This window comes from Actinomycetospora endophytica (assembly GCF_021026375.1).
Taxonomy (GTDB): domain Bacteria; phylum Actinomycetota; class Actinomycetes; order Mycobacteriales; family Pseudonocardiaceae; genus Actinomycetospora; species Actinomycetospora endophytica.
Map to the genome: position 1 here is coordinate 41,484 of NZ_JAJNDB010000005.1, position 24,547 is coordinate 66,030.

The 24,547-nt window shown below is 75.4% G+C and carries 20 protein-coding genes; 6 read left to right on the forward strand and 14 right to left on the reverse strand.

Features of this window, described 5'->3' with window-relative positions; translation table 11 throughout:
• Positions 1–60: 60 nt before the first annotated feature.
• On the forward strand, positions 61–1,383 hold the full coding sequence (locus LQ327_RS21240) for an MFS transporter (protein WP_230737687.1): 1,323 nt from the start codon (positions 61–63) through the stop codon (positions 1,381–1,383).
• A 521-nt stretch (positions 1,384–1,904) separates the two neighbouring features.
• Positions 1,905–3,230: a GGDEF domain-containing protein gene (locus LQ327_RS34915; RefSeq protein ID WP_230737690.1), complete on the forward strand. Its 1,326-nt coding sequence runs from the start codon at positions 1,905–1,907 to the stop codon at positions 3,228–3,230.
• 20 nt (positions 3,231–3,250) lie between these two features.
• Here the strand turns inward: LQ327_RS34915 and LQ327_RS21250 are convergent, their stop codons facing one another.
• Both LQ327_RS21250 and LQ327_RS21255 read right to left on the reverse strand, forming a co-directional pair.
• A complete protein-coding gene (locus LQ327_RS21250) occupies positions 3,251–4,435 on the reverse strand; it encodes an acyl-CoA dehydrogenase family protein (protein WP_372460718.1) in 1,185 nt (394 codons plus the stop codon).
• A 23-nt stretch (positions 4,436–4,458) separates the two neighbouring features.
• Positions 4,459–4,929 (reverse strand): NUDIX domain-containing protein, encoded by a 471-nt coding sequence (locus LQ327_RS21255; RefSeq protein WP_230737700.1) that lies wholly within the window; start codon positions 4,927–4,929, stop codon positions 4,459–4,461.
• 19 nt (positions 4,930–4,948) lie between these two features.
• Here LQ327_RS21255 and LQ327_RS21260 point away from each other — a divergent pair, with 19 nt between their 5' ends.
• Positions 4,949–6,070 (forward strand): carboxylate-amine ligase, encoded by a 1,122-nt coding sequence (locus LQ327_RS21260; RefSeq protein ID WP_230737702.1) that lies wholly within the window; start codon positions 4,949–4,951, stop codon positions 6,068–6,070.
• A gap of 51 nt (positions 6,071–6,121) precedes the next feature.
• On the opposite strand, the gene LQ327_RS34920 is transcribed toward LQ327_RS21260, so the two are convergent.
• Both LQ327_RS34920 and LQ327_RS21270 read right to left on the reverse strand, forming a co-directional pair.
• A complete protein-coding gene (locus tag LQ327_RS34920; protein WP_230737710.1) occupies positions 6,122–7,660 on the reverse strand; it encodes a DUF2867 domain-containing protein in 1,539 nt (512 codons plus the stop codon).
• 36 nt (positions 7,661–7,696) lie between these two features.
• Entirely contained in the window at positions 7,697–7,912 is a 216-nt protein-coding gene (locus LQ327_RS21270) for a hypothetical protein (RefSeq protein WP_230737717.1), read from the reverse strand.
• Positions 7,913–8,411: 499 nt separating this feature from the next.
• Here LQ327_RS21270 and LQ327_RS21275 point away from each other — a divergent pair, with 499 nt between their 5' ends.
• Entirely contained in the window at positions 8,412–8,666 is a 255-nt protein-coding gene (locus LQ327_RS21275; protein ID WP_230737719.1) for a WhiB family transcriptional regulator, read from the forward strand.
• Positions 8,667–8,732: 66 nt separating this feature from the next.
• Here LQ327_RS21275 and LQ327_RS21280 read toward each other — a convergent pair whose 3' ends face one another.
• From LQ327_RS21280 to LQ327_RS21300, 5 genes are all read right to left on the reverse strand, one after another.
• Complete coding sequence (locus tag LQ327_RS21280) at positions 8,733–9,650, reverse strand: DUF2188 domain-containing protein (protein WP_230737721.1); 918 nt, start codon at positions 9,648–9,650, stop codon at positions 8,733–8,735.
• A 131-nt stretch (positions 9,651–9,781) separates the two neighbouring features.
• The gene (locus LQ327_RS21285) at positions 9,782–14,533 is read right to left on the reverse strand and encodes a cation-translocating P-type ATPase (protein ID WP_230737729.1); all 4,752 of its coding nucleotides are present in this window, start codon (positions 14,531–14,533) and stop codon (positions 9,782–9,784) included.
• Positions 14,534–14,812: 279 nt separating this feature from the next.
• Complete coding sequence (locus LQ327_RS21290; protein ID WP_230737737.1) at positions 14,813–16,039, reverse strand: FAD-dependent monooxygenase; 1,227 nt, start codon at positions 16,037–16,039, stop codon at positions 14,813–14,815.
• A gap of 156 nt (positions 16,040–16,195) precedes the next feature.
• Entirely contained in the window at positions 16,196–16,396 is a 201-nt protein-coding gene (locus LQ327_RS21295; protein ID WP_230737739.1) for a hypothetical protein, read from the reverse strand.
• Entirely contained in the window at positions 16,393–16,890 is a 498-nt protein-coding gene (locus LQ327_RS21300) for a helix-turn-helix domain-containing protein (RefSeq protein ID WP_230737741.1), read from the reverse strand. The genes LQ327_RS21295 and LQ327_RS21300 overlap by 4 nt, the downstream gene beginning before the upstream one ends.
• A 283-nt stretch (positions 16,891–17,173) precedes the next feature.
• On the opposite strand from LQ327_RS21300, the gene LQ327_RS21305 reads away from it, so the two are divergent.
• Complete coding sequence (locus tag LQ327_RS21305) at positions 17,174–18,733, forward strand: serine/threonine-protein kinase (protein WP_230737748.1); 1,560 nt, start codon at positions 17,174–17,176, stop codon at positions 18,731–18,733.
• A 6-nt stretch (positions 18,734–18,739) separates the two neighbouring features.
• On the opposite strand, the gene LQ327_RS21310 is transcribed toward LQ327_RS21305, so the two are convergent.
• From LQ327_RS21310 to LQ327_RS21330, 5 genes are all read right to left on the reverse strand, one after another.
• Positions 18,740–19,018 (reverse strand): MSMEG_0570 family nitrogen starvation response protein, encoded by a 279-nt coding sequence (locus LQ327_RS21310; RefSeq protein ID WP_230737750.1) that lies wholly within the window; start codon positions 19,016–19,018, stop codon positions 18,740–18,742.
• A 41-nt stretch (positions 19,019–19,059) separates the two neighbouring features.
• Complete coding sequence (locus tag LQ327_RS21315; RefSeq protein ID WP_230737757.1) at positions 19,060–19,842, reverse strand: thermonuclease family protein; 783 nt, start codon at positions 19,840–19,842, stop codon at positions 19,060–19,062.
• A 242-nt stretch (positions 19,843–20,084) separates the two neighbouring features.
• Positions 20,085–21,719, reverse strand: a complete 1,635-nt coding sequence (locus LQ327_RS21320) for a Na+/H+ antiporter (RefSeq protein ID WP_230737765.1) — start codon at positions 21,717–21,719, stop codon at positions 20,085–20,087.
• Between the two features lie 183 nt (positions 21,720–21,902).
• The gene (locus tag LQ327_RS21325) at positions 21,903–22,442 is read right to left on the reverse strand and encodes a type II toxin-antitoxin system PemK/MazF family toxin (RefSeq protein WP_230737766.1); all 540 of its coding nucleotides are present in this window, start codon (positions 22,440–22,442) and stop codon (positions 21,903–21,905) included.
• Positions 22,443–22,591: 149 nt separating this feature from the next.
• The gene (locus tag LQ327_RS21330) at positions 22,592–23,584 is read right to left on the reverse strand and encodes an undecaprenyl-diphosphate phosphatase (RefSeq protein ID WP_230737768.1); all 993 of its coding nucleotides are present in this window, start codon (positions 23,582–23,584) and stop codon (positions 22,592–22,594) included.
• Positions 23,585–23,887: 303 nt separating this feature from the next.
• On the opposite strand from LQ327_RS21330, the gene LQ327_RS21335 reads away from it, so the two are divergent.
• On the forward strand, positions 23,888–24,544 hold the full coding sequence (locus LQ327_RS21335) for a C40 family peptidase (protein ID WP_230737770.1): 657 nt from the start codon (positions 23,888–23,890) through the stop codon (positions 24,542–24,544).
• Positions 24,545–24,547 lie beyond the last annotated feature (3 nt).

The following is a 24,547-nucleotide window of genomic DNA, read 5'->3' on the forward strand; positions in this document are numbered from 1 at the left end:
CGTGTCGCGTGCCCGGAAACCGTCGACCGGCGGGACCCGGTCGCCTAACGTCATCGGACGATGACGGAGGGCGACAGTCAGGAGGAGGAGCAGGGTCCCGACGACGAGCGCCCCGCCTCGTTCCGAGACGCCCTCGCCGTCGCCCCGTTCCGGCGACTGTGGGCGGGACAACTGCTCTCGATCCTGGGCGACCAGGTCGCCCGCGTCGCGCTGACCGTCCTCGTCTTCGACCGCACCTCGTCCGCGGCCCTCACCGCGCTGACCTACGCGCTGACGTTCCTGCCCGACCTCGTCGCCGGCCCGCTGCTCTCCGGGCTCGCGGACCGTTTCCCGCGACGGGCCACGATGGTCGTCACCGACGTGGCGCGAGCGGTGCTCGTCGCGGTGATGGCCGTGCCCGGGATGCCGCTCACGGCCCTGGCCACCCTGCTGGTCGCCGTCCAGATGCTCGCGGCGCCGTTCCTGGCCGCGCGGTCGGCGATCCTGCCGCACCTGCTCGACGGCGACCGCTACGTCGCCGGGTCGGCGGTCATCGGCACGACCTACCAGTCCGCCCAGGTCCTCGGCTTCGCCCTGGGCGGCCCGCTCGTGACGGCGCTCGGGACCTCCCCCGCGCTCGGCGTGGACGCGGCGACCTTCGTCGTCTCGGCCCTGGTGCTGCGGTTCGGACTGCCCGAGCACCGCGCGGACGGCACGACGACGGCGGGCCCCGGCCTGCGCGGGTGGGCGGCGGAGGCCCGGGCGGCGGTCGCGCGGATCGGCGAGGGCGCCCGGATCGTGGGCGGCGACGCCCGGCTGCGGTCGCTGATCGTGCTCGCGTGCGTGTCGGCCTTCGTGGTCACCGTCGAGGGGCTGGCCGCCCCGTACGCGGCCGAGCTCGGGGCCGGGACCGTGGCGGTGGGCGTGCTGCTCGCCGCGAACCCGCTCGGGGCGGCGACGGGGATCGTGGCGCTCACCCGGCTCGCGGCGCCGGCGACGCGGGTGCGCCTGCTCGGACCGCTCGCGGTGGGGTCGTGCGTCCCGCTGGTGGCGTCCGCGCTCGACCCGCCGCTGCCCGTGGTGATCGCGCTGTGGGTGGTCTCCGGGCTGTGCTGCGCCTATCAGATCCCGGCGAACGCGGCGTTCGTCACGGCGGTGCCCGACGCCCACCGCGGACAGGCGTTCGGCCTCGCGGTGACGGCGCTGCGGGTCACCCAGGGGCTCGGGGTCCTCGTGTCCGGCGTCGTCGCGCAGGAGACCTCGCCGTCCGGGGCGGTCGCGATCAGCGGCGCCGTCGGGGTCGTCGTCGCGCTGGGGGCCGCCCGGGCCTGGGCCCGCGCCCGCGACCGCGCGGCCGACGAGGCGCCCCCGGAGACGACGACGGGCACCTCCGACGCCGCGTGAGCGGCGCCCGGGAGGTGCCCGGTCGTCGGGGTCGGTCAGCGCCAGTGCGCGTCCCGCCAGTGCGCGTCGCGCGCCCAGTTGGAGTCGTCGGGCCGGGTCGACGGCGAGGCGATGCGGGCCCAGTTCGAGTCGGACGTGGTGCGCATGGGGTGCTCCTTCGTGGTGATGTTCCGGTCCGTGTCCGTGCCCGAGGTCACCGAGCCCGCTCGGACCGTCCCCGTCAGGGGAGATGTGTCACTCCGCGTGAGAACTGGAAGGGCGGAACGAGTGGCCGACTCGATCACCCTCTGCGGTTGGACGACTCCAGCCTGACAAGGGTGGCCCTCGGTCACCAGAGAGCGACTGGGCGTCAACCATCCAGGTGAGAAGCCACGAAAGGGTGATCCATTCGACCCCGTCCCCGTGGCTCGGGGTACCGTTTGATGACCGTCCTGGCGGACGAAACCGACAGGAGCGGAGGGCTCCGCCCGGCGATCAGGACACTGTCAACGGCCGATTCCAGGCCTCGGAGGCTGCAGAACGTGACCGCTCCCGGTGCGCGGCCGACGGGCTCGACGCCCGGGCCGCCCGCGCGCACCGAGCAGTCGCCCGGGCGGCTCGCCACCGTCTCCCCCGGCCGCTGGACCCTCTGGTCGCTGCCCCGGCCGGCCCTGGTCTACGTCCTCGCGGTCGATCTCGCGGCGGTCGCGGTGATCGTCGCGGCGTTCGTCTGGCGCCCCGTCACCGGCCGCGACTGGCTCGTCGCGGGGCTGCTCTTCCTGGGCGCCGCGGTGCACGCCGAGGCCGCCCGGCACATCGAGCGGATCCGGATCACCCGCAACGACCGGCCCTTCATCGACCTCAAGTCGATGTGGACCTTCGCCGGGCTGCTGCTGATCCACCTCGGGCCCACGCTGATGCTGGTCACCGCGACGTTCGCCTACTGGTGGATACGCAACGAGCAACGACCGGCGCCCCACCGGTGGACGTTCTCCTGGGCCACGGTGGTGCTCGGGACGAGCGCGGCCTCGCTGGTCCTGCTCGGCATCGACAAGAGCACACTGCTCACCGCCGCCGCCGGGCCGCAGGGGCTGGTCCTCATCGCCCTGGCCGCGCTGGTGCGCTGGACGGTCAACCACGGCCTCGTCGTCGGGATCATCCTGCTGATCTCGCCGTCGCCGTCCGTGCGGCGCCACCTCGCGAGCCCGTCGGACACGCTGCTCGGGCTGGGCGCGCTGGCCCTGGGCGCGGCGCTCGCGGTCCTGGCCGCGGCGTCGCCGTGGCTCGTGCCGATCCTGCTGGTCCCGGTGATCATGCTGCACCGCGGCGTGCTCGTGGACCAGTTCCGGCAGGCGGCCCGGACCGACCCGAAGACCGGGCTGGCCAACGGGGCCGCCTGGTCCGAGATGGCCGAGAAGGAGATCGCGCGGACCCGCCGGCTCGGCACCGGTCTCGCGGTGCTCATGGTCGACCTGGACAACTTCAAGGCCGTCAACGACGCCCACGGCCACCTGGCGGGCGACGAGGTGCTGCGCGCGGTGGCCGCCGCGCTGTCCGCCGAGGTCCGCGGGTACGACGCGGTGGGTCGCTTCGGCGGCGAGGAGTTCGTCGTCCTGCTCTCGGGAGTCGACACCGCGTCCGCGGCGCTGACCGCCGACCGGCTGCGGGCCCGGATCGGGGCCCTCGACGTCACGGTGGACGCCCCGGGCGGCACGTCGCGGATCCGGGGTCTCACCGCCTCCGTCGGGTGCGTCGCCAGCCCGAAGGCGGCGGGCACCGTCGACGAACTGGTGGGCGCCGCCGACAGCGCGCTCTACGAGGCGAAGCGGGCGGGGCGCGACCGCGTGGTCACCGCCCCGCCGGCCTGACGCCCGTCAGACCACCGGCCTCAGCGGAACGCGGCGAGCCCGGTCAGGGCCTGTCCGATCGAGAGCGCGTGCATCTCCTCGGTGCCCTCGTAGGTCAGCACCGTCTCGAGGTTCGTCATGTGCCGGAACACCGGGTACTCGAGGGTGATCCCGTTGCCGCCGAGCACGGTGCGCGCGGTGCGGGCGACGTCGAGCGCGGCGCGGACGTTGGCCATCTTCCCGAAGCTCACCTGCGAGGGGTGCAGCTCGTGGGCGTCCTTGAGGCGGCCGATGCGGGCGGCGGTGAGGTCGGCCTGGTTCACGGCGACGACCATGTCCGCGAGCTTGCGCTGGGTGAGCTGGAACCCGGCGATCGGCTTGTCGAACTGCTCCCGGTCGAGCGCGTAGGACAGCGCGGCCTCGAAGCACGAGCGGGCCGCCCCGACCGCGCCCCACAGGATCCCGTAGCGCGCCTCGTTCAGGCACGACAGCGGGCCCTTGAGGCCGCTGACCTCGGGGAACATCGCGTCGGCGGGCAGCCGCACGCCGTCGAGCACCAGCTCGGCGGTGAGCGAGGCGCGCAGCGAGAGCTTGTGCTTGACCTCGTTCGCGCTGAACCCGGGGGTGTCGGTGGGCACGACGAAGCCGCGGATCCCCTTCGAGCCCGCGTCCGGGTCGGTCTGGGCCCACACGACGGCGACGTCGGCCAGGGTCCCGTTGGTGATCCACATCTTGGAGCCGTCGAGGACCCAGTCGTCGCCGTCGCGGCGGGCGCGGGTGCGCATCGAGCCGGGGTCGGACCCGGCGTCGGGCTCGGTCAGCCCGAAGCAGCCGAGCGCGTCGCCCGTGGCCATCCGGGGCAGCCACTGCTGCTTGTGCTCCTCGGTGCCCCAGCGGTGGATCGCGAACATGGCGAGCGAGCCCTGGACGCTGACGAACGACCGCAGCCCGGAGTCGACGGCCTCGAGCTCGCGGCAGGCCAGCCCGTACGACGTGGCATTGGTCCCCGCGCACCCGTAGCCCTCGAGGTGCATGCCGAGCAGGCCGAGCGCGCCGAGGCCCTTCGCGATGTCCCGCGGGAGGGTGTTGGACTCGTACCAGTCGGCGATGCGCGGGGCGAGCTCGGCGTTCGCGTAGTCCCGCACCGCGTCGCGGATGTCGCGCTCCTCGGCGGACAGCTCGGCGTCGACGGCGAGGAAGTCAGAGGGGTCCGGCATGGTCCCCACGGTAGGGCCTCGTGGCCGAACGGTCAGTGCACCGGAGCGTGAGGTCCGTGCCAGAAACCGGCGAACCCGGGGTGCAGATCGAGGGCGTCGACCTCGCCCAGCGGCACCCACCGCAGCTCGGTCGCCTCGCCGTCGGTGGGCTCCAGGTCCGGGGGCGGGACGGTCAGCCCGCCGTGCACCGTCGTGTAGGACCAGCCGCCGTGGTCGTCCACCGTCTCGTCGGTCACGACGACGACGGCGGCCTCCAGTCCGGTCTCCTCCCCCGCCTCCCGCAGCGCGGTGTCGCGGGCGGTCTCGGCGCTGTCGCGGGCCCCGCCGGGGATGCCCCAGGTGCCGCCGTGATGGCTCCAGAACACCCGATGGGCGAGCAGCACGCGGTCGTCGGCGGTGACGAGGAGACCCGCCGCGCCGAAGCGCCCCCAGTGCCGGTGACCCTGCGCGCAGTGCACCCAACCGTCGCCGTTGGTACCCCGGTCCTCGTCGCGCGCCGCCACCCCACGATGATCCCTGGTCGTGGAACCCGGTGCTCGCCGCCTCGGCGTGGAGGAGGAACTGCTGCTCGTCGACCCCGACGACGGGCGCCCGCTCGGGCTCTCGGGCGCGGTCCGCGACACCGGCGAGGCCGGTGACGAGCTCGACGGCGAGATGCGCGCCGAGCAGGTCGAGACCGGCAGCACGCCCCACCACGAGGCGGACGCCCTCGCGGCGGACCTCGTCGCCCGCCGTCGCACGGCCCTCGACGCCGCGGGGACCCAGGGCGCCGTCGTCGCGGGGCTCGCCACCTCCCCCGTCGCTCCCGACCCGCTCGCCCCGCCGCCCGGGCGGTACGGCCGCATCCTCGAGCGCTTCGGCCCGATCGCCTCCGAACAGCTGACCAATGGCCAGCACGTGCACGTGGAGATCGCCTCGCGGGAGGAGGGGGTGGGCGTGCTCGACCGGATCGGGCCCTGGCTCCCCGTGCTCCGGGCGCTCTCGGCCAACTCGCCGTTCTGGCGCGACGACGACACCAACCACGCCAGCTACCGCTCGCTGGTGTGGAACCGGTGGCCCTCCGCCGGCCCCACCCCGGTGTTCGGGAGCCCCGCCGCCTACGACGCGACCGTGGCCGCGATGATCGCCACCGGGACCGTGCTCGACGAGGGGATGGTCTACTTCGACGCCCGCCTGGCCGCGTCCTTCCCGACGGTGGAGGTGCGGGTCGCCGACGTGGCGGGCGAGGTCGAGGAGGCCGTCGTCGTCGCGCTCCTGGCCCGGGCGCTGGTGGACACCGCGGCGCGCGCGTGGGCGGCCGGGGAACCGGCCCCGTCGTCGCCGGTCGAGGCGCTGCGGCTGGCGCACTGGCGCGCGGCCCGGTCGGGCTGCGTGCCGGGGCACGACGCCGAGGCCGGGGTGCTGGTCGACCCGCGCACGGGCCGGGCGTCCGGGGCGGACACCGTCGTCGCGGCGCTGCTCGAGCACGTGGACACGGCGCTCGGGGCCGACCGGGAACGGGTGCGCGAGGGGTGTGCCCGCGTCCTGGCCGGCGGCACCGGGGCGGCGCACCAGCGGCGGGTGTTCGCCGACGCGGGCGGCCATGCCGGTGACGGGGTGCGGGCGGTGGCGCTGGACGCGGCCGCCCGGTGCGCTCCGCGCTAGGTGCGCTGCGCGCCTGTGAGCAGTAATTGACCCTATAGCGTCAATTACTGCTCACAGGCCGGAGGCACCTCCGACGATCCCCCGCGCCATCGACGGGAACACCAACGGCGCCCCGACTCGCAGCGCCGTGCCGTAGGCGACTCCCCCGAGCCCCGACGGCCGGAACCCGACCTCGATCTCCAGCCGCGCACCCTCGCCCTGCGGCACCACCGTGAAGCTCAGCCACAGCCGCCCGGGCACTCGCAGGTCGGCCCGCAGGCGCAGCATCCGCTCCGGCTCGATCGCCTCCACCCGCCAGGCGTCCACCACGTCCCCGACGACGAGGTCCCGCCCGTGCGGCCGCCCGCGGTAGGCCCCGACCCCGCCGAGCAGCTGATCGGCCCAGCCCAGCGCGGTGAACACCCCCGGCGGCGTGTACCACCCGGTGTCGCCGCCGAGACGCTGCAGCGAGCCCCACACCGCCCGCGCCGACGCTCGCGAGTCCGCCCGCGTCGTCCACCGCCAGGTCGCCCCGCCCGACCCCGCCGGGTCGGTGGCCAGCGCGAGGGCCGCCGGCCGCGCGACCGCGTCGGCCCACGACGCCTCTGCCGCCTCGGTCGCCGAGAGCCCGTCGCCGGAGGCCGACGAGGACGGTGCCGGGTCGCGCTCCTCCGGATCGGATCCGTCCCGGCGGCGTCCCAGCGCGGCGCGCACCGCCGCGTCGTAGGTCGTCGGTCCGTCCGGCGGCGGCCCCATCAGGGCGGTCGCGGCGGCGAAGGAGTCGTCGCACACGAGCTCGTGGCGCAGCGACTCGACCAGCGGCTCCACCAGCGCGCGGGGCAACGGGGAGAGCAGCTCCATCGCGGCCGCGGCCACGGTGGGTCCGCCGGGTGGGACGGGCACCGGCAGCGGGACCGCGATCCGCTGCGGCAGGCCGGCGATGCGCGCGTAGCGCTGCACGAGGTCGAGGTAGGTGATCACGTCGGGCCCGCCGACGTCGAACGCCCGGTCCACCTCGGCGGGCAACTCGGTGGCCGCGGTCAGGTAGTGCAGGACGTCGTCGACGGCGATCGGCTGGGTGCGGTGGTGCAGCCAGCTGATCGCGGGCAGGACCGGCACCCGCTCGGCCAGGTAGCGGATCATCTCGAAGCTCGCGGACCCGGAGCCCACGACGATGGACGCCTCGAGCGCCGCCGTCGGGACCGCCGAGGCGAGGAAGATGTCCGCCACCTCGGCCCGGGAGGCCAGGTGGCGCGAGGCGTCGCCGTCGTCCGGGCGCAGGCCGCCGAGGTAGACCAGCCGGCCCACGCCCGCGCCGGCGGCGGCGCCCGCCACCGCCTCGGCGGCGGCCCGGTCGCGCTCCGGGAAGTCCGAGCGGCCGAGGGCGTGCGCGAGGTGGATGACGACGTCGGCGCCCTCGACGAGCCGCGTCAGCGCGGCCGGATCCCCGCCGAGCTCGCCGGGGACGACGTCGACCCGGTCGGCCCAGGCGCACAGCGCGAGCTTGTCGGGCGAGCGGATCAGGACGGTGACCTCGTCACCGCGCGCGAGCAGGCGGGGGACGAGCCGGGTCCCCAGGTAGCCGGTGGATCCGATGACGGCACAGCGCACCGGCCCATCCTGACGGCCGGGCCCGGGCCGCGCGCGTCACCCGCGCACGTTCGGCTTGCCCTCCTGGTCGGCCCAGCGCTGGTCGATGCCGATGATGCTCTTGCGCCCGCGCATGATGCGGGCCACCTGCCAGACACCGATCACGCCGAGGACGAGCCCGATGATCGGGTAGTGCAGGACGAACGCCACGAGCGCACCCGCGCAGATGGCCCCGACGACGATGTCACGCAGTGCCAGGACGATCGCTTTCATCGGCACCTCCGCGCCCCGTCGATGTCATGGGCATCACCGGTCAGTGTGCCTCCTGGGCCGGTGGGGCGCACGTATCGTGGTGAACCGAGCTGCTCACCCTCGGCGACATCGATCTGTGGTGCAAATCACAGTTCACTCGAACGCCAAAGGCGATCACACTCGTTTGTTCTGAGCGTTGTCCGGTTATTCTTGTGGGCCGGACCGCGCCTCGGAGCGCTGTCCGGTGCCGGAGTCCTTCGCGAGGGTGGGAGACCATCCCGGCGGGGACCCGGAGAGGACCGCACGATGACCGGCCTCGGGGCCCAGCGCCCCGTCGAGACCGGCCGTCGGCGTCCCCATGAGGCAGCACCCACGACGACCGACCCGTCACGGCGTCACCGACGCCGGGCTCGCGAACGCGCGCGCCACGACGGCGCACGACCACGCACGACCCCTGGCGTCCCGGACCACCGGACGCCCGACCAGCACGCACTCGATCGAAGAAAGGACTGCAGGACCCATGGACTGGGAGCTCGCGGCATGCCGCGACCACGACCCCGAACTCTTCTTCCCCGTCGGCACCGAGGGCCCCGGAGCCGAGCAGGCGACCGCAGCCAAGTACATCTGCGGCACCTGCCCGATCAGCTCGGCCTGCCTGCGCTGGGCGCTCGACACCGGCCAGGAGGCCGGCGTGTGGGGCGGCACCTCGGAGGAGGACCGTCGCGACATGCGGCGTGCCGGCCGCGGCGGGCGAACGATCGCCGTCAACGCCTGAGAACACACCACGGGCCCGGTTCCACCCTGGAACCGGGCCCGTCGTCGTGTGTGCGGGACGTCCGCGTCAGCGGCGTCCGGTGACCTTCCGGGCCGCCTCGGCGAGCAGGTGCCCGCTGGTGGAGACCACGGCGCCGGTCACGCTGAACGTGGTGCGCACCGCGAAGCCCGCGACCTGGCCCGCGATGCGGACCGGGTTGTAGGACGGTGCGGTGTGCTGGACCTGCCGGGAGGTCTCCTCGACGGCGGCGTCGACCTTGCGGGCCTGCGCCTCGGAGACGCTGGTGATCTTGCCGGCGACGTCGTCCCCGACGGTGTTCAGCTCGCTCTCGACGCCGGAGCTGACCTTGTCGGCCCGCTCCGCGCCGGAGACGGCCTTGCTGCCGGCCTCGTCGGCGGCCGCGCCGACCGTCTGACCGGCCCGCTTGCCCGCGGCCGCGGTGTCCTTCGCGATGCGCTCGCCCGCGCGCCCGGTGGTCTCGGCCACCTGGGAGCCGGTCGTGCGCGTGATCGCCGCGGCGTCCCGGACGGCGGGCTTGGGCGCCTTGCCGTTGCGGACGGCCTTGGCCTCGCCGGCCACCCCGGACGCGCCGGCCTCGGCCTGCGCCACCGCCTTCTTGCCCGACGTCTCGGCACGATCGGCGATCTTCTCGCCGGTGGCCTTGGCGTCGGAGGCGACGGTGTCGGCCGTCGCCTTGGCCTTGCCCGCCGCGGCCTTGCCGGTCGCCTGGGCGCCCGCGGCGGTGGCCTTGGCGGCGTTCTTCGCCGGCTCGGTCGAGGGGGCGCCCGACTTCACGGTCTGTGTCTCGCGGACCTTGCCGTCGGTGCCGTACACGACCACCTTGCCGCCACCGTCCTTGGCGACGATCTCGGTGGCGCGCGCGACGGCCTCGGCCTGCGTCGGCGCCTTGGCGCTGGCGCGCTGCGCGCCCTTCTTCAGGACCTGCCAGCCGTCGTCGGTCGGCTTCACGTCACGGTCGGCCATGGCGGTGTCCACTACTCCCTGGTCTCGGACTGTGCATCCGTGTCGAGTCGGCGCGGTGCGCGGCCGACGGGGTCACGGTGAGTGTTCCCCCGCTCCGACCTGCACAAACACGTTACCGTGACCACCGCCACTCACCCAGTGAGGGCAGCGGTCACCTTCTCCTGGAGATCGAGGTAGCGCTGGGCGGTCTCGTCCCGCACCTCCCCGAGCCGTTCGAGCAGCGCCGCGGCCGCCGAGCCCTCGGGGGCGAGGACGTCGCCGTAGCGTCGCAGCAGCTCGGGCCCGATCACCGAGCCCGCCGTCGCGGCGGCCGCCGAGCCCGCCGCCTGGCCCCACGCGATCGGGCCCAGCGGCGTGCACCCGAAGAACTGGCTCACGCCCGGGGTCTGCACCACCGCGAACAGCGCGCCCGCGCTCACCGCGCTGGCCCCGATCACCAGCGGGCTGCGGTGGCCGCCGGCGACGACCGTCTGGCCCAGCTGGGTCCCGACGAGCGCCGCGAGGGCCACGGTGCGTGCCCGGGCCGGGCTGCCGTACGGCGTGGCCTGCGCCTGGGCCCAGGCGAGCGCCGCGCCCCCGGCGGTGGCGACCGCCCGCAGGCTGATCTCCCGGTTGAGCGCGTCGCCGAGCGAGGCCTCGGGGCCCTCGGCGAGCAGCGAGTGCGCGTCGGAGGCCTGCGGCGCCCGGACCGCGAGCGCGAGCGACGGCGCGAGGTCGGTGAGCAGGTTGACCAGCAGCAGCTGGCGCGCGGTCAGCGGGGAGGTCCCCGTCGTCGAGGCGCCCAGCACGGTGAACCCGATCTCGCCCAGGTTCCCGCCCACGAGCACGCCCAGCGCCTCGCGGACCGAGGCCCACATCGCCCGGCCCTCGACGAGCGCGGCGAGGATCGTCTCCAGCCGGTCGTCGGTGACGACGAGGTCGGCGGCGGCGCGGGCGGCCGGGGTGCCGCGGCGGCCCAGCGCGATGCCCACGTCGGCGAGCCGGATCGCCGGGGCGTCGTTGGCGCCGTCCCCGGTCATCGCGACGGTGCGACCGAGGCGCTGGAACGCCTGCACCGCGCGGACCTTGTGCGCCGGGGTGCCCCGGGCGACCACCCGCACCTTCGGCAGCACGGCGTCGAGGGCGTCGTCGTCGAGCTCGTCCATCTCCTGGCCGGTGATGACGGTGTCGCCCTCGGCGAGGACGTCGAGCTCGCCCGCGACCGCCTCGGCGGTGCTCGGGTGGTCACCGGTGATCATGACGACCTGCACGCCCGCGTCCCGCAGGTCGCGCACCGTGGCCTGCGACCCGGCGCGCACCGGGTCGGTGAAGCCCACGAAGCCGACGAAGTGCAGGTCGGCCACGTCGTCGTCGGTCACCTCGAGCAGTTCGTCGGCGTCGGTGCCGTCGCGGTCCGGCCACGGCTCCGAGCGCTCGGCGACGGCGAGGACGCGCATGCCCTGCCCGGCGAGCAGCTCGGTGTGCTCGACGAGGCGCTGCCGGGCCTCGTCGTCGAGCGGGGTGCCCGCCCAGTCGGTGCACCGGGCGATGACGACCTCGGGCGCACCCTTGATCGAGTGCACCTTCTCGCGGCCGTCCTCGGTCCGCGCCTCCCCCAGCGTCGCGTGGTAACCGCGGCTGGGATCGAAGTCGAGCGAGGCCAGCGGCCACCACCCGGGGCGCTTGTGCTCGGGGGCGACGTCGAAGGACTGCGCGCCGAAGACGACGGCGCGGTCGGTGAGGTGCGCCAGGCGCTCCCCCGCCTTCGGACGCGGGGTGGCCCGCAGCGCGGCGGCGAGGACGCGGCGCTGGCGCTTGCGCAGCCGGTCGGTGGGCCGCAGCTTGACGCCGTCGGAGATCGCCGAGAGCGCGAGCTTGCCCTCGGTGAGCGTGCCGGTCTTGTCGAAGCACAGCACGTCGACCCGGCCGACGGCCTCGATGGTCTTCGGGTTGCGCACCAGCGCGCCCTCGGCGGACAGCCGCCGGGCGGAGGCGAGCTGGGCCGCCGAGACGATGAACGGGAGGCCCTCGGGCACCGAGGCGACCGCGAGGCTCACGCCGGCGTGCAGGTTCTGCTGCATCGGCAGGCCGCGGATCGCGCCCGCGCCGACCACGGCGCCCGCGGAGGCGAGCGCCAGCGGCGTGGTCACCTGGGTGATGCCGGAGAGGCGCTGGTCGACGCCGGCGACCGGGGCGTTCGCCCGGGCGGCGGCGGTGGACCGTCCGACCTCGGTCGACGAGCCGGTGGCCACCACGACGGCGCGGCCGCGGCCGGTGGCGACGGTGGTGCCCTCGTAGAGCATCGAGCGGCGGTCGGCCACCGAGCGGGCGATCACCGGCACCGGGTTCTTCGGCACCGGCAGCGACTCACCGGTCAGCGAGGACTCGTCGAGCTCGAGGGCGTCGGCGCGCAGCACGCGGCAGTCGGCCGGCACCACGTCGTCCGGGCCGAGCTCGACGACGTCGCCGACGACGACGTCGTCCGCGGTCACCGTCGTCGGGACCCCGTCGCGCAGCACGCGGGCCCGGGTCGACGAGCGCTCCAGCAGGCCGGCGACGGCGCGGTCGGTCACCACGCGCTGCACCCCGCCGATGAGCGCGGAGGCGGCGGTGACCCCGACGACGATGGCCGCGTCGACCACCGCGCCGATGGCCGCGGAGAGCACCGCGCCGCCGGCGAGCACCGGGGTCAGCGGGTTGTTCAGCTCGTCGAGGAAGGCGCGGCCGAGCGAGGGGGTCTCCTCGCCCTCCGCGGCCGGGTCCTCCTGGCGACGGCGCAGGACCTCGGCGGCGGACAGGCCGCGGTCGGTGGTGTCGAGGCGGGCCAGGACGGTGTCGGCGGGCATGACGTGCCACGGGGTCCGGGAGACGCCCGGCACGAGGGTCTTGCGGCCCAGCTCCGAGGCCGACCAGGCGCCGGCGCCGAGCGCGACGCCCGCCGCGCCGTTGACGGCGAGCCCGGCCAGTGAGGGCCCCCGCGGCGCGGTGCCCGCGGTGGCCATCGCGGCGCCGAGCGCGGTGCCGGCCCGGGCGAGCGCGACCGCCCGGCCGGAGGTGGCCTTGGCGACCTTCACGCCCTCGATGAGCAGCGCCGCCGTCGTGAGGTCGTCGCCGATGAGCACGTGCGCGCCCCAGGCGGCGGTGCCGTCGGCGCGGGCGACGCCGACGCCGAGGTCGGCGGCCGCGAGCGCGCGGCGGTCCCGCGAGACCACGAGCACGCCCGCGCCCTCGCTCTGCAACATCCGCACCGCGGACGCCAGGCCCTCGCCGCCGGGGACCTCACGGTCCACGGTGCGGCGGGTGGCGGGCACCCCGGAGTCGGCGCCGGGCAGCGACACGGCCTCGCCCGCGTCGTCCTCGTCGGGCGCCCCCTCGATGACGGTGTCCGGCCGGCTCGGGGCGGGCACGGCCGTCGTCTCGTCGGTGCCGACGACGAGCGTGAGCCCGGCGCGGCGGGCGGCGGCACCGAGGGCCTCGGCGGCCGCGGCGGGCTCGGGCAGGGCGCCGACGACGGCGACCAGCTCGTCGCCGAAGGTCAGGGCGAGCACCACGGTGGCGCCCTCGGCGCGCAGCGCGTCGACGGCGTCGGCGACGCCGGGCTCGTCCTCGCGGCCCGCGGCGAGCGGGGCGAGCGTCCAGCCGCTCTCGTGCTCCACCTGCTGCGAGGCGTCCGACGGGTCGAACAGCTCGTGGACCAGCGGGGTGAGCGACTCGATCCCGACCTCGGAGCCGTCGGGCGCCGTGAGGCCCTCGCCGTTGACCAGCACCAGGTCGCCGAGCATCAGCGCGCCGGTGGTGAGCGCGGACGCGTCGAGGACGACGGTGTCGATGCGGTCCATCCGGCGCAGGACGGTCGGCTCGACGATCACCGCGCCGCGCTTGGAGACCACGCGCCCGAAGGTGGTGGCGAAGCCCTCGCGGCCCATCCGGCCGGCCTTGGGCAGCGTCGAGAGCGCCACGCCGATCGCGCGGCGCGGGCCGCCGAGGGCCATCGTCGTGCCGAAGCCGCCGAGCGCGGCCAGCCCGACGTGGTCGCCGTGGCGCTCGATCGGGCCGTCCGGGAAGGGCACCGGGCGCGCGTCGAGTGTGAGTGCGTCCTCGGCGTCGGCGGTGACCTGCTCGGGGCTGGCCATCAGCCGGGGCTCGGCGCGGGCGAACGCGTCGTCGGCGGCCCGGGCCTCGGCCACCTGCATCGCGCGGTATGCGGCGTCCACGAGCAGGCCGGTCGCGCCCTGCCCGAGGCCCTGCCCGGCGGCGTTGGTGAGCGCGAGCAGCACGTCGGCCCGCTGCCGGCCCATCGCCCGCTCGACGGCGGCGCGCAGCCGCGGCTGGTGGTCGACGAAGGACGCCGCGGAGGCGTACTCGACCGGCAGCGGCGTGCGGCGCAGCACGGCGCCGACGCCGGCGAACCCGAGGCCGGCCAGGTCGGCCGCGAAGGCGGTGAGGGCCCGCGACGCGGCGGTGGTCGAGTGACCGCCCGCCGGGTGGCGGATCCCCGCCTCGTCGAGTGCCTCCTGCTCCTCGAGGAGCTCCACGAGGTCGATCAGGTCGTCGGTGATCTCGTCCGGGTCGGTGCTGCCGGTGGCCGGGTCGACGTCGGCGCCCTCGCCCTCGGCGTCGGCCAGCGCGACCACGACGACGCCGAGGGTGGCGTTCACCGTCGCCCAGTCCACCGACGGGTGGGCCGTGAGCGCCTTCTCGATGGCCCGCAGCAGTTCGGCCCCGGACTGTCGGGACGTGGCCGGGACCCCGATGTGGAGCCGACCGTCACCGCGCCACACCCGACGTCCTCGGTAGCGCGAGGGGTCGAGGGCGTCGACGGCGGCCCGGGCGATGCCGAACGGGTCGGCGATCCGGGTCAGCAGCGAGCGCCGGGGGCGCGGTGACTCTTCGTCAGGCCTCATAGGGGGCGGGACTCGTCCTCTCGGAGCAGCAGCAGTGGCGACCGGTCAACGGGGCGCCGCGACGACGAGCCGACCCGATCGCGGGCGACGGCACGTCGGCGTCCGGAGGACGACGCTCGGTGTCCGCCCGCAGCGTTCAGGTGGCCCAGCGTAGTCGGCGCCCTCCATCCCCGATCGAGTGCCAGCTTACGGACGGGGACGGCCCGGACGCCCGGACGAGGCGGTGACCGTCGGGTGAACGTCCTCCGGACGGCCCTGTCCGCTGCGCTCGATCCGTGCTCAGCGCCGCCCCACGCGGCGCAGCAGCCACGCCACCCACGGTTCGGACACGGCGCGCAGCGCGGTCTGGCGCAGGGCCGTGACCACGCGGTTCCCCGGCAGGAAGAAGTGCCGGGCGCGGCGGGCGGCGCTGCGCGCCACGTCGGTCACGGGCCGCCGCTCCGCCTCCCACGCGACGAGCGCGGCGGGGACGTCGGGCACGGTGTCGTCGATCACCCGCAGGTGGCTCCCGAGGCTCTCGCCCCCGGCGAGGGCGAGGGCCGACCCGTGGCCGGAGTACAGCGTCGGGCACCAGGCCGAGTCGCCCAGCAGCACCACGCGGCCGCGGCTCCACCGCTCGAGATGGATCTGCCCCACGGTGTCCGCGTGCGTCGCCCCGGCCCCGGCCACGAGGTCGAGGAGCTCGGGCATGAGGCCGTCGAAATCGCCGTAGACCGCGCGCAGCGCCTCCACCGGCCGGGAGGTCGGCTCGGTGCCCGCCGCCTGCGGCAGGTCGGTGCGGTAGGTGAAGAACACCACCGGGTCGTGCCCCGCCATCCCCATGAGGTGGGCGCTGCGGCCGGGCTCGACCAGGACCACGTAGTCGCCCTCCACGAGCGCACCGGGCAGCCGCGGGAGGACCGCGGACACCACGACGTGGTCGAAGTCGTGCCGGAACTCCTCCTCCGGCCCGAAGACGAGGTCGCGCACCGTCGAGCGCACGCCGTCGGCCCCGACGACGAGGTCCCACCGCTCGGTGGACTCGGCGCCGTCGTGGGACAGGGTGACCGCGCCGTGGGCCGGCGAGACGGCGAGGGGCGCGGTCGCGAAGCGGACCTCGACCCCGGGCGGCAGGCCCTCCCAGAGCGCCGCCTCGAGGTCGCCGCGGACCAGCGCGAGGCTGACGCCGTCCTCGACGAGAGCGGCCTCGACCCGCGAGGTCGTGCGCCCGCGGCCGTCGACGCCGGTGATGTGCCCGTCGATCGGGAGCCGGGTGCGCAGCGACTCCTCCACGCCGAGCCGGGTGGCCGCCTCGACGCCCTCGGCGGCCAGCCGGACGAAGTACCCGCCGGTGCGGCGGGCCGGGGCGCGCTCGCACACCGTGACCCGCCAGCCCGCCCGGTGCAGCGACGTCGCCGCGGCGAGGCCGGCGATCCCGGCGCCGACGACGAGGGCCCGGGGCCCCGCCGTCGACGGGACGGACGTCCGCTTCCGCCCGGTTCGTGCCGGTTCGTCCACCGTGGTCACGGGGACGACCATAGGCGTGCGGCCGACGGGGCGCCGTCGGCGGCGAGGCTCGTCACGGGCCGGCGCCGGATCCGGGCCCCGGACGTGCGACGACCCCCGGACATGCGACGGCCCCCGGACGCGGTGCGCACGGGGGCCGGAGCGATCGGGCCCGGCCTAGATCGTGGCGGGCTCCCAGCGGACGAACGAGCGACAGTCGCACTGCGCGCAGTCCTCGGCGGCGGTGTAGTGCTCGTGGGACTCACGCGGGTGCTTGCAGGTGCAGAGATCCACGAGCGGGATCCGGGCCAGCGACGGCGGCATGGGGCGACGCCCGACGGCCGGGAGGTAGGTGCGGGAAGGGTCGATGAGCTTCATGGCTGAGTGACGTCCGTGGTGGTCGCAGGGGTGGTCGACGAACGTGCGGTGGCCGGGACGCACCCGGTCGCACGGTGGAGCCCGGGCGCGCGGTATGCACGTTCGGGCGATCCGCTCCGGGCGATCGACTCGGATCGAATCTTCACTGCCTCGGCCGCCTCGCGGCGCATCCGGTCCAGTTCGCGCCGGGTGCGCTCGAGCTCGGCCCGGGCGAGATCCCGCTCGCGTGAGACCTCGTCCACCCGGTCCTCCAGGGAGACGACCTTCCAGGCCGCGGTGAGGGTCAGACCCTCGTCGAAGAGCGCACGCACCCTGGCGGCGAGGGCCAGCTGCCGGCGCGTCCAGCGCCGATGTCCACCCGCCGATCTCTGCGGGCGCAGCATCCGGCCCGCGTCCAGACTGCGGAGGAAGGCCGGTTGCACTCCGATGACATCCGCTGCCTGACCAGTGGTCAGCGCGGGTACGTCCTCGTCATCGAGGCCCTCGGCGCCCACGGCTCCGTCGCGTCCTTGCGGTCGTTTCCCGGGAGGCCCGGGACTGCTCGTTCCTGCAGACCGCGCGCGACCCAACGTCGGGCGGCCCGTGCGAAAGTTCTACTCGCCACTGCAAGTTCTGTCAACGATTCAGATCCGGGTTTCGCCCGCACCGCCCGCTGCCGATCCCAGGACGAACCGCCGCGAGGGCGATCACATCTTCGAGCGAACGCCGAGTGTGAATGCGCCGGACGGGGGAACACGTGAGTACGATGTCTGGGCGCCAGGGGGAGGTTGAGCCGGCATGACGACGGTAGGCATCCCGATGTTGCCGGAGCGCCTCGCCGAGCGGTACGAGGTCGGTCCGGTCATCGGTCGAGGACTCGGTTCCGCCGTGTTCCGCGCGCACGACACCCTCCTGGGCCGCGACGCGGCCGTGAAGACGTTCCGCGTCGAGTCCGACCCGCGCGCCGGTCGCGAGCTCAACCTGCTCGCGATGATGGACCACCCCGGGCTGGTGCCGGTCTACGACGTCGAGGAGCACGACGGCATCGCGTTCGTCGTGATGGCGCTGCTCGACGGCGGATCCCTCGCCTCCCTCCTCGGCGACGACGGCGAGCACCCCGACGGGCTGCCGCTGATCGAGGCGCTGCGCACCGGCGGCACCGTCGCCGGCGCGCTCGACCACGTCCACCGCGCCGGGGTGCTGCACCGGGCGGTCACGCCGGCCAACGTCCTCTACGACTCCGACGGGCGCGCCCACCTCTCCGACTTCGGCGTCGCCTTCGTCGCGGACGCCCCGCGCATCACCGACACCGGGCTGACGGTCGGCGCCGCGCCCTACCTGTCCCCGGAGCAGGTGCGCGGCGAGCACGCCGGGACCCGGTCGGACGTCTACTCCCTCGGCCTCGTGCTCATCGAGGCGCTCACCGGACGCCGCGCGTTCCCCGGGGATCCGCTGTCCTCCGCGCAGGCCCGGCTCGAGCGGGACGCGACGATCCCCGACGGCCTCCCCGCCGACGTCGCGCGGCTGCTCGCCGCGATGACCGCCGGGGACGCCGGCCTCCGACCCGAGGCGACGGACGCGTCCGTCGCGCTGCGCCGCGCCCTGGTCGCCGCCGAGCCCCTGACGATGCCCTCGGTGATCGTGGGCCCGTCGTCGGACAAGGCGCCGTCGCTGCTCGGCGGCCTCGGCGGCCTGGCGATGACGCCGGGTACCGCCGCGTCCGGTCCGGCCCCGGGGCGCCGGCGCTCGACGCTCGCCCGCCTCTCCCCCTCGCATCCCCGCGGCACCCCCCGCGCGACCGGCACCCGCGGCATCGTCGTGCTCGCCGGGCTGGCCGCGAGCGCGGTCCTCGCGGGCACGGTCGCGTTCGCGGGTTCCGGCCCGGTCGCCGTCACCGCCGACTCCGCGCGTCCCGCCGCGATCGTGCCGGGTGGCGCGACCGTCGGGGCGCCCGATCCGCACGCGTCGGCGGCCGCCGCGGCACCGGCCGCGCCGCCCGCGTCGTCGGAGGGCAGCTCGGAGGGCGCCGATTCCGCCGGTGGGAGCAACACGGAACCGACCGACGACGCCGCGGCGCCGGCGACGACCCGCGCGCCGCAGACCGAGGACGCCCCGGTCCGCGAGGTCGCCGCCCCGGCCCGCGAGACGACGGCGAAGGCACCGTCGAGCAGCTCGACGACCTCGTCCGCCGAACCCACCTCGTCCGCCGAGCCGACGCCGCACTCGGAGCCGACCCGCACCACCACGCCGAGCAGCGACGCCTCCCCCAGCAAGCGCCCCGCGCCGCAGGGACCGGTGGCGGGCGTGCTCAAGGGCGTCGGCGGGCTCGTCGGTGGCGTCCTCGGCGGAGGACGCTGAGGAGCCTCAGGTCTCGACGGCCTCCACCAGGACGTCACCCTCGCCGTACCGGCGCACCCGCGCCTCGATGCCCGCGAGCGACGCGGCCGCCCGGCTGCACGGGAAGCCGTACTTCGCCCGGACCCGCTCGCTCGCCTCGGTCAGGGCCTCCCGACTGCGCCGCGCGAAGTCCTCGAGCGGGTAGGCGGTGCCCGCGTCGAGGTGCTCGGCGAGGACCAGCGAGGGCGAGTAGACGCGCTCCCGCGTCCCGTCGGGCCAGCGCAGGCGGACGTGCATCTCGGGCATGTGGGCGATCATGCCGTGCGGGTGTGACGACGGCGTGACGCTCAGCTCCCGGCGGGCAGCGGCTGACCCGGGGTCGCCCCGCAGGGAGGGCCCCACAGCCCGCGGTCGGCGGCGGCGGCCTCGGACTGCTCCCGCGCGAAGACCGGCGCGTACCAGAGCTTGCGGGTGGTGTCGGCCTGGACGACACCCGCCTGCAGGGCCGCGTCGGTGTAGTTGAGCTGGCTGGCGAGCACGACGTAGGCCAGCCGCCGGCCCTGGTCGTCGGTCTCGGGCACCGTCGGGTCCGGGACGAGCGTGACGGTCTGGCCGGAGAGGCGGTCGTCGGCGAAGGTCAGTGCCGCCTTGGCGCCGCACTCGGCGGTGATGCGCTGCGGACCGGCGAGGCGCGGTGCCGTGATGCCGAGGACGGACACCGTCTGCTCCTGCCCGTCCACCCGCACCACGATCTCGTCCCCGGAGTCCACGCGCACGACCTCGCCGAGCGACGTCGGATGGGTCGCCGCCGGGGTGGCCGACACCGGGGCGTCCGACACCGGGCTCGCGCTGGCCGCGGGGGCCGCGGCGGGGACCTCGGTGGGGCCGGGCGCGGTCATCCGGCCGGCCAGCACCCCGAGCACGAGCAGCACCACGCCGGCGAGCACCGCCAGCAGCACTGTCAGACGTGGGCGCCGCCGTCGGGGCCGGACGGCATGGTGCGCACCGGTGGGGGGCCCGCCGTGGTGGGTCGCGATGTGCTGCGTCCCGACGGCAGGGCGCGGCGCGGTGGCGGGCCCGGTCGCCCGACCTGCACCGTGGTTGCCCATCCCGCCATCCTCCCCGGTCATCCGTCCGAGGACGGTCTAGTCCCCAACCTCCGCGCCCGCCAATCCTGCGGTTCTCCGCCGCTCGGGTGGTGCCGGGTCGTGAACGGGTGACGCGATGGGCATCCCGGGCCCGGCCGTCGTGCGCGACGCGTGGCCACGGAGACCCTCACGAACAGGTACGGCGCGACCGAGTCACCGTGACTCGGTTGCCGGAGAGCACTCGGTCGCCACGGCCGACGGTGCGACATCCGCGGGCAGCCCGCTCAGAGCCCCCGGGCGAGGGTGCGCACGTCGAGGCGGCGCAGGACCCGGTCGGCCACCTCAGGATCGGTGCCCGGCTCGGAGCGGGCGGCCACCACCTCGCGCCGTGCCGCGGCGAGGGCCACGGCCTGCAGGCGGGTCCACTGCTCGCGGCGGCGCTGCAGCCGGGCGAGCCGTTCGCGGTAGTCGTCGTCGCGGTCGCCGTCGGGGTCGTCGGGACGTGGGGCGTCGTCACCGGAGAGGGCGGCGCCGACGCGCGCGAACCGCGTCCGCAGCTCGTCGAGGATCTGCTCACCCTGCTCGTCGTCGACGCCGAGCGCCTCGCGGTCGACCGCGGCGAGCTCGTCGAGCGCGGCCCGCCGGGCGCGGCCGGCCATCCGGCGCTCGGCCTCGCCCGCCACGTCGGCGTCCTCCCGCAGGCCGAGCGCCCGGATCAGCACCGGCAGCGTCAGGCCGGGACCGACCAGCGTCACGACGAGCACCGAGCAGGCAATGATCACCAGCTCGGCACGGTCGGGGAACGGTGCCCCGCCGTCCACCGTCATGGGCAGGGCCAGGGCGAGCGCGAGGGTGGCGAGCCCGCGCATCCCGGCCCAGGCGAGCACGAGGGATTCGCCCACCGTGGCGGGCACGGCGCGCTCGGTCGGGGTCGGCCGCCCCGAGCGCACGGTGATCAGGGCGAGCATCATCCAGACCAGCCGGACCCCGATCACGACGAGGCACACGATCCCGGCGTGGGCGAGGATCGTCCCGAGCGAGCGGTCGGCCTGGTCGATCACCGCGCGCAGCTCGAGCCCGATCAGCGCGAACGCCACCCCGGTCACCAGCATCTCGACCACGTTCCAGAACGCGGAGCCGGTCAGCCGGGCCTCGGACGCGTCGGCGTCGGAGTGCTGGCGCAGCTGCAGAGCGGCCACCACGACCGCGATCACGCCCGAGGCTTCAAGAGCGTCCGCGGCGAGGTAGACCGCGAAGGGCAGCACGAGCGTGAGGCCGTTGCTGGCGACGACGTCGGTGAGCCGGTCGAGCACCAGGCGCGCGAGCCACGCGGCGGCGAGCCCGATCGCGACGGCCACCGCGGCGCCGTAGACGAAGCGCAGCGCGCCACCGAGCACGCCGAGATCCCCCTGGGTCTGCGCCGCGAGCACCGCCGTCTGGAAGATCACCAGCGCGGTGGCGTCGTTGAACAGGCCCTCGCTCTGCAGCGTCGCGACCAGCCGGCGCGGCACCCGCAGCGGACCGGCCACCGCCTCCACCGCGACCGGGTCCGGCGGCGCCACGGCCGCCCCGAGCGCCAGGGCGGCGGCGACCCCGATCCCGGTGAGCGCGACGAGGGTCCCGGCCACGGCCGCGACGGTGGCGACCACCAGCCCGATCGCCAGGAACGCGATGGTGCGCCAGCGCAGCCGGAAGAGCGCCCAGGAGGTCCGCTGCGCGGTGGCGTAGAGCAGCGGCGGCAGGAAGAGCGGGAGGATCAGCTCCGGTTCGATGTCCGGGGCCTCGATGCCGGGCACGAACGCCGCCGCCGCACCCAGCAGGAGCAGCAGCACCGGCCACGGCAGGCGCAGGCGGTCGCCCGCACCGGCGAGCAGCACCGCGACCAGCATGGCGCCGACGACGACCAGGAGCACGGCCACCGGGCGACCCTGCCAGACCTGGCCCGGCCCCGCCGGGCTCGTCCCCCGGCCCGGCGGCAGCGTGTGGAGGCCTGGGCGCCGGGGTGATCAGGGGTACGTGGGGCCAGGTTCGGGGTCGGTCGAGCCTGCGTGGCGTACCCCTCGCCAAGGGGCCGCGGCGCGGAGGGCGCTCCGCCTAGCTGCTCAGTGCCAGCCGTACGAGCCGCGGAGCGCGTTCGCGACGGCGTCGAACCGGTCGCGCGGCATGGTCGCGCCCTCGCGGCGGATGCCGTGCTCCGGGACCTCCAGCACGCGGTCGAGCCGGATGTAGGAGTCACGGCCCTCGCGGTCCCAGGGACCCGAGCCGATCGGCAGCCAGTTCGCGTCGTCCGCGCGGTGTCCCTGCGAGGAGAGCATCAGCCCGAGCAGCTCCCCCGCCACCGAGGCGCGCGCGACGACGAGCACCGGCCGGTCCTTGCCCTGCGAGGCGTCCTCCTCGAAGGGCACCCAGGTCCAGACGATCTCGCCGGGGTCGGCGGCGCCGTCCATGTCCGGCGCGTAAGAGATCTCGCGCGCGCGCTCGGACGACGGCACCGTCCGCACGCCGCCGTTGCGGTCCTGCCCCGGCAGCGGGGGCGGCGGGCCCGCGGGCTTCCGACGCCCGCCGTCGTTGTCGCCCGACGACGTCAGCAGGTCGAGCCCGACCTGTACCGCGCGGTTCACGAAGTCCCCGAAGTTCGCCACGCGCCCAGGATGCCGTGTCCCGGCTCCGTCCAGACGTCCGCCCCGGAGCCGGACGTCAGAGCCCGTCGCGAAGGGCACGCCGCGCATGATCGGCCGCTGCCGGACCTGCCCCACGTACCCCTGATCACCCGAGCGTGGGGCGGCCGCGCTCAGGACAGCGTGAACCACGCCAGGCAGGCCGCCCCGGCGACGATGCAGTAGACCCCGAAGGGGCGCATCGAGCGGTGCTCGAAGTAGCGGGTCAGGAAGCGCACCGAGATGTAGGCGCCGACCCCGGAGAGCACGCTGCCGAGGAGCACCTGGCCGCGGATCCCGTCGCCGGCCGGGCCGATCAGGTCGCCGACCTTGAGCACCCCGGCCGCGAGGATCACCGGGGTCGCGAGCAGGAACGCGAAGCGCGCCGCGTCCTCGTGGGAGAGCTTGGACAGCAGGCCCGCGCCGATCGTGGCGCCGGAGCGGCTGATGCCGGGCAGCAGCGCGAGGATCTGCGCGGCCCCGACGAGCACCGCGGTGAGCAGCGGGAGCTTCGCGACGCGGGCGTCGGACTCCTCCCCGGCAGTGCGCGCCGGAGCCACCCCGACGCCGGACCCGCTGCGCATCACCTGGGTCGGCGCGTCCGGACGGGCGTCGAGTCGCACCGTGGGCGCCTCGAGCGCGGACCCGGCGTCCTGCGCCGCGGCCCGTCGCCGGGTCAGTCCCTCCACCGCGATGAGCAGCACCCCGTTGATCACGAGGAACGCCGCGGTGGGGATCGGCTTCGCCAGCAGCGTCCGGAAGAGGTGGTCGAGCACCAGCCCGGCGAGCCCGACCGGGATCGTCGCGATCACCAGCAGCCAGGCGAGGCGCTCGTCGGCGGTCTCGACCCGACGCTCCCGGATGCTGGTCGCCAGGCCGCGCAGGATCCGGATCCAGTCGCGCCAGAAGTAGATGATCATCGCGATGGCGGTCGCGACGTGCAGGCCGACGATGAACGCGAGGTAGGGCGAGTCGGGCGCGGACACGTCGAGGTCGCGCGCCCACGAGCCGCCGATCACCGCGGGCAGCAGGATCGAATGCCCCAGACTGGACACCGGGAACAATTCGGCGACGCCCTGCAGCGCGCCGATCACGGCGGCCTCGAGCCAACTCAGATGTGCCGACACCGGTGGGTCCTCTCGTCGCCTGAAATCGTCCACCCACGAATCGGGGCCCCACGCTAACCAGGCATTCGCCGGGTCCCGGGCACCCGGGTGGCGGGGGACGTCTGCGCTGGTCGCAGAGGTCAGAAACCGCTGTCGCGCAGGCAAAGAAACGGTCAACGGCGCGGATCTCCCGGGGAAGAAGGGGCGGGTCGGAGCGGACCCCCGTCGAAATGGTTGCTAATGTGCGCCGGTCGGATCACGGCCCGGTCACGCTCCCCAGCTCCCCCGACCGGGACGAGCCCGAGAAGAAGGTGACCCCGCACCATGACCGCTGCTGCGTTCGGCCCGGCAGGCCCCGCGCTCCCCCGGAGCGTCAGCCGCCTCGCCGCGAACCCGGTGACGACCGTGCTGGGCCTGGCCGCGGGTGCGGTCGGCGCCGCGGTCGTCGGGACCCAGGCCGCCCAGGGCTCGCTGCCCGACCTGCCGTCGGCCTCGACGGTGACCGCCGACCTGCATCTCACCGCGGGCGCGAGCCCGGCGAGCGGGTCGTCGTCGACGCGCGCCGCGATGACCCCGGTCAGCGCCGAGCCGACCTCCGCCGCGGGCACCGTGCCGGAGCTGACGAAGGCCGCGGGCATGCAGGCGAAGTCGCAGAAGGTCGACGCGGCGATCGACCGCTTCGAGTCGAAGATCGGGTCGACGCAGTACGAGGACTACTGCGAGCGCGCCGTCGAGAACGCCTTCGGCACGCAGGGCCACTACGAGAGCGCCATCCAGGACTGGCGGTCCCAGCAGCAGCACTCGGACTGGCAGCACGCCCCGAAGGGCGCCATGGTCTTCTACGACACCTCCTCCGACGGCCACGTCGCGCTCTCGCTCGGCGACGGGCGCGTGGTCTCGTCGAGTGCGCACCACCAGGTGGGGATCGTCCCGGTCGGGTTCTTCCAGCACCCGCTCGGCTGGGCCTACGCGCCGTACTGATCC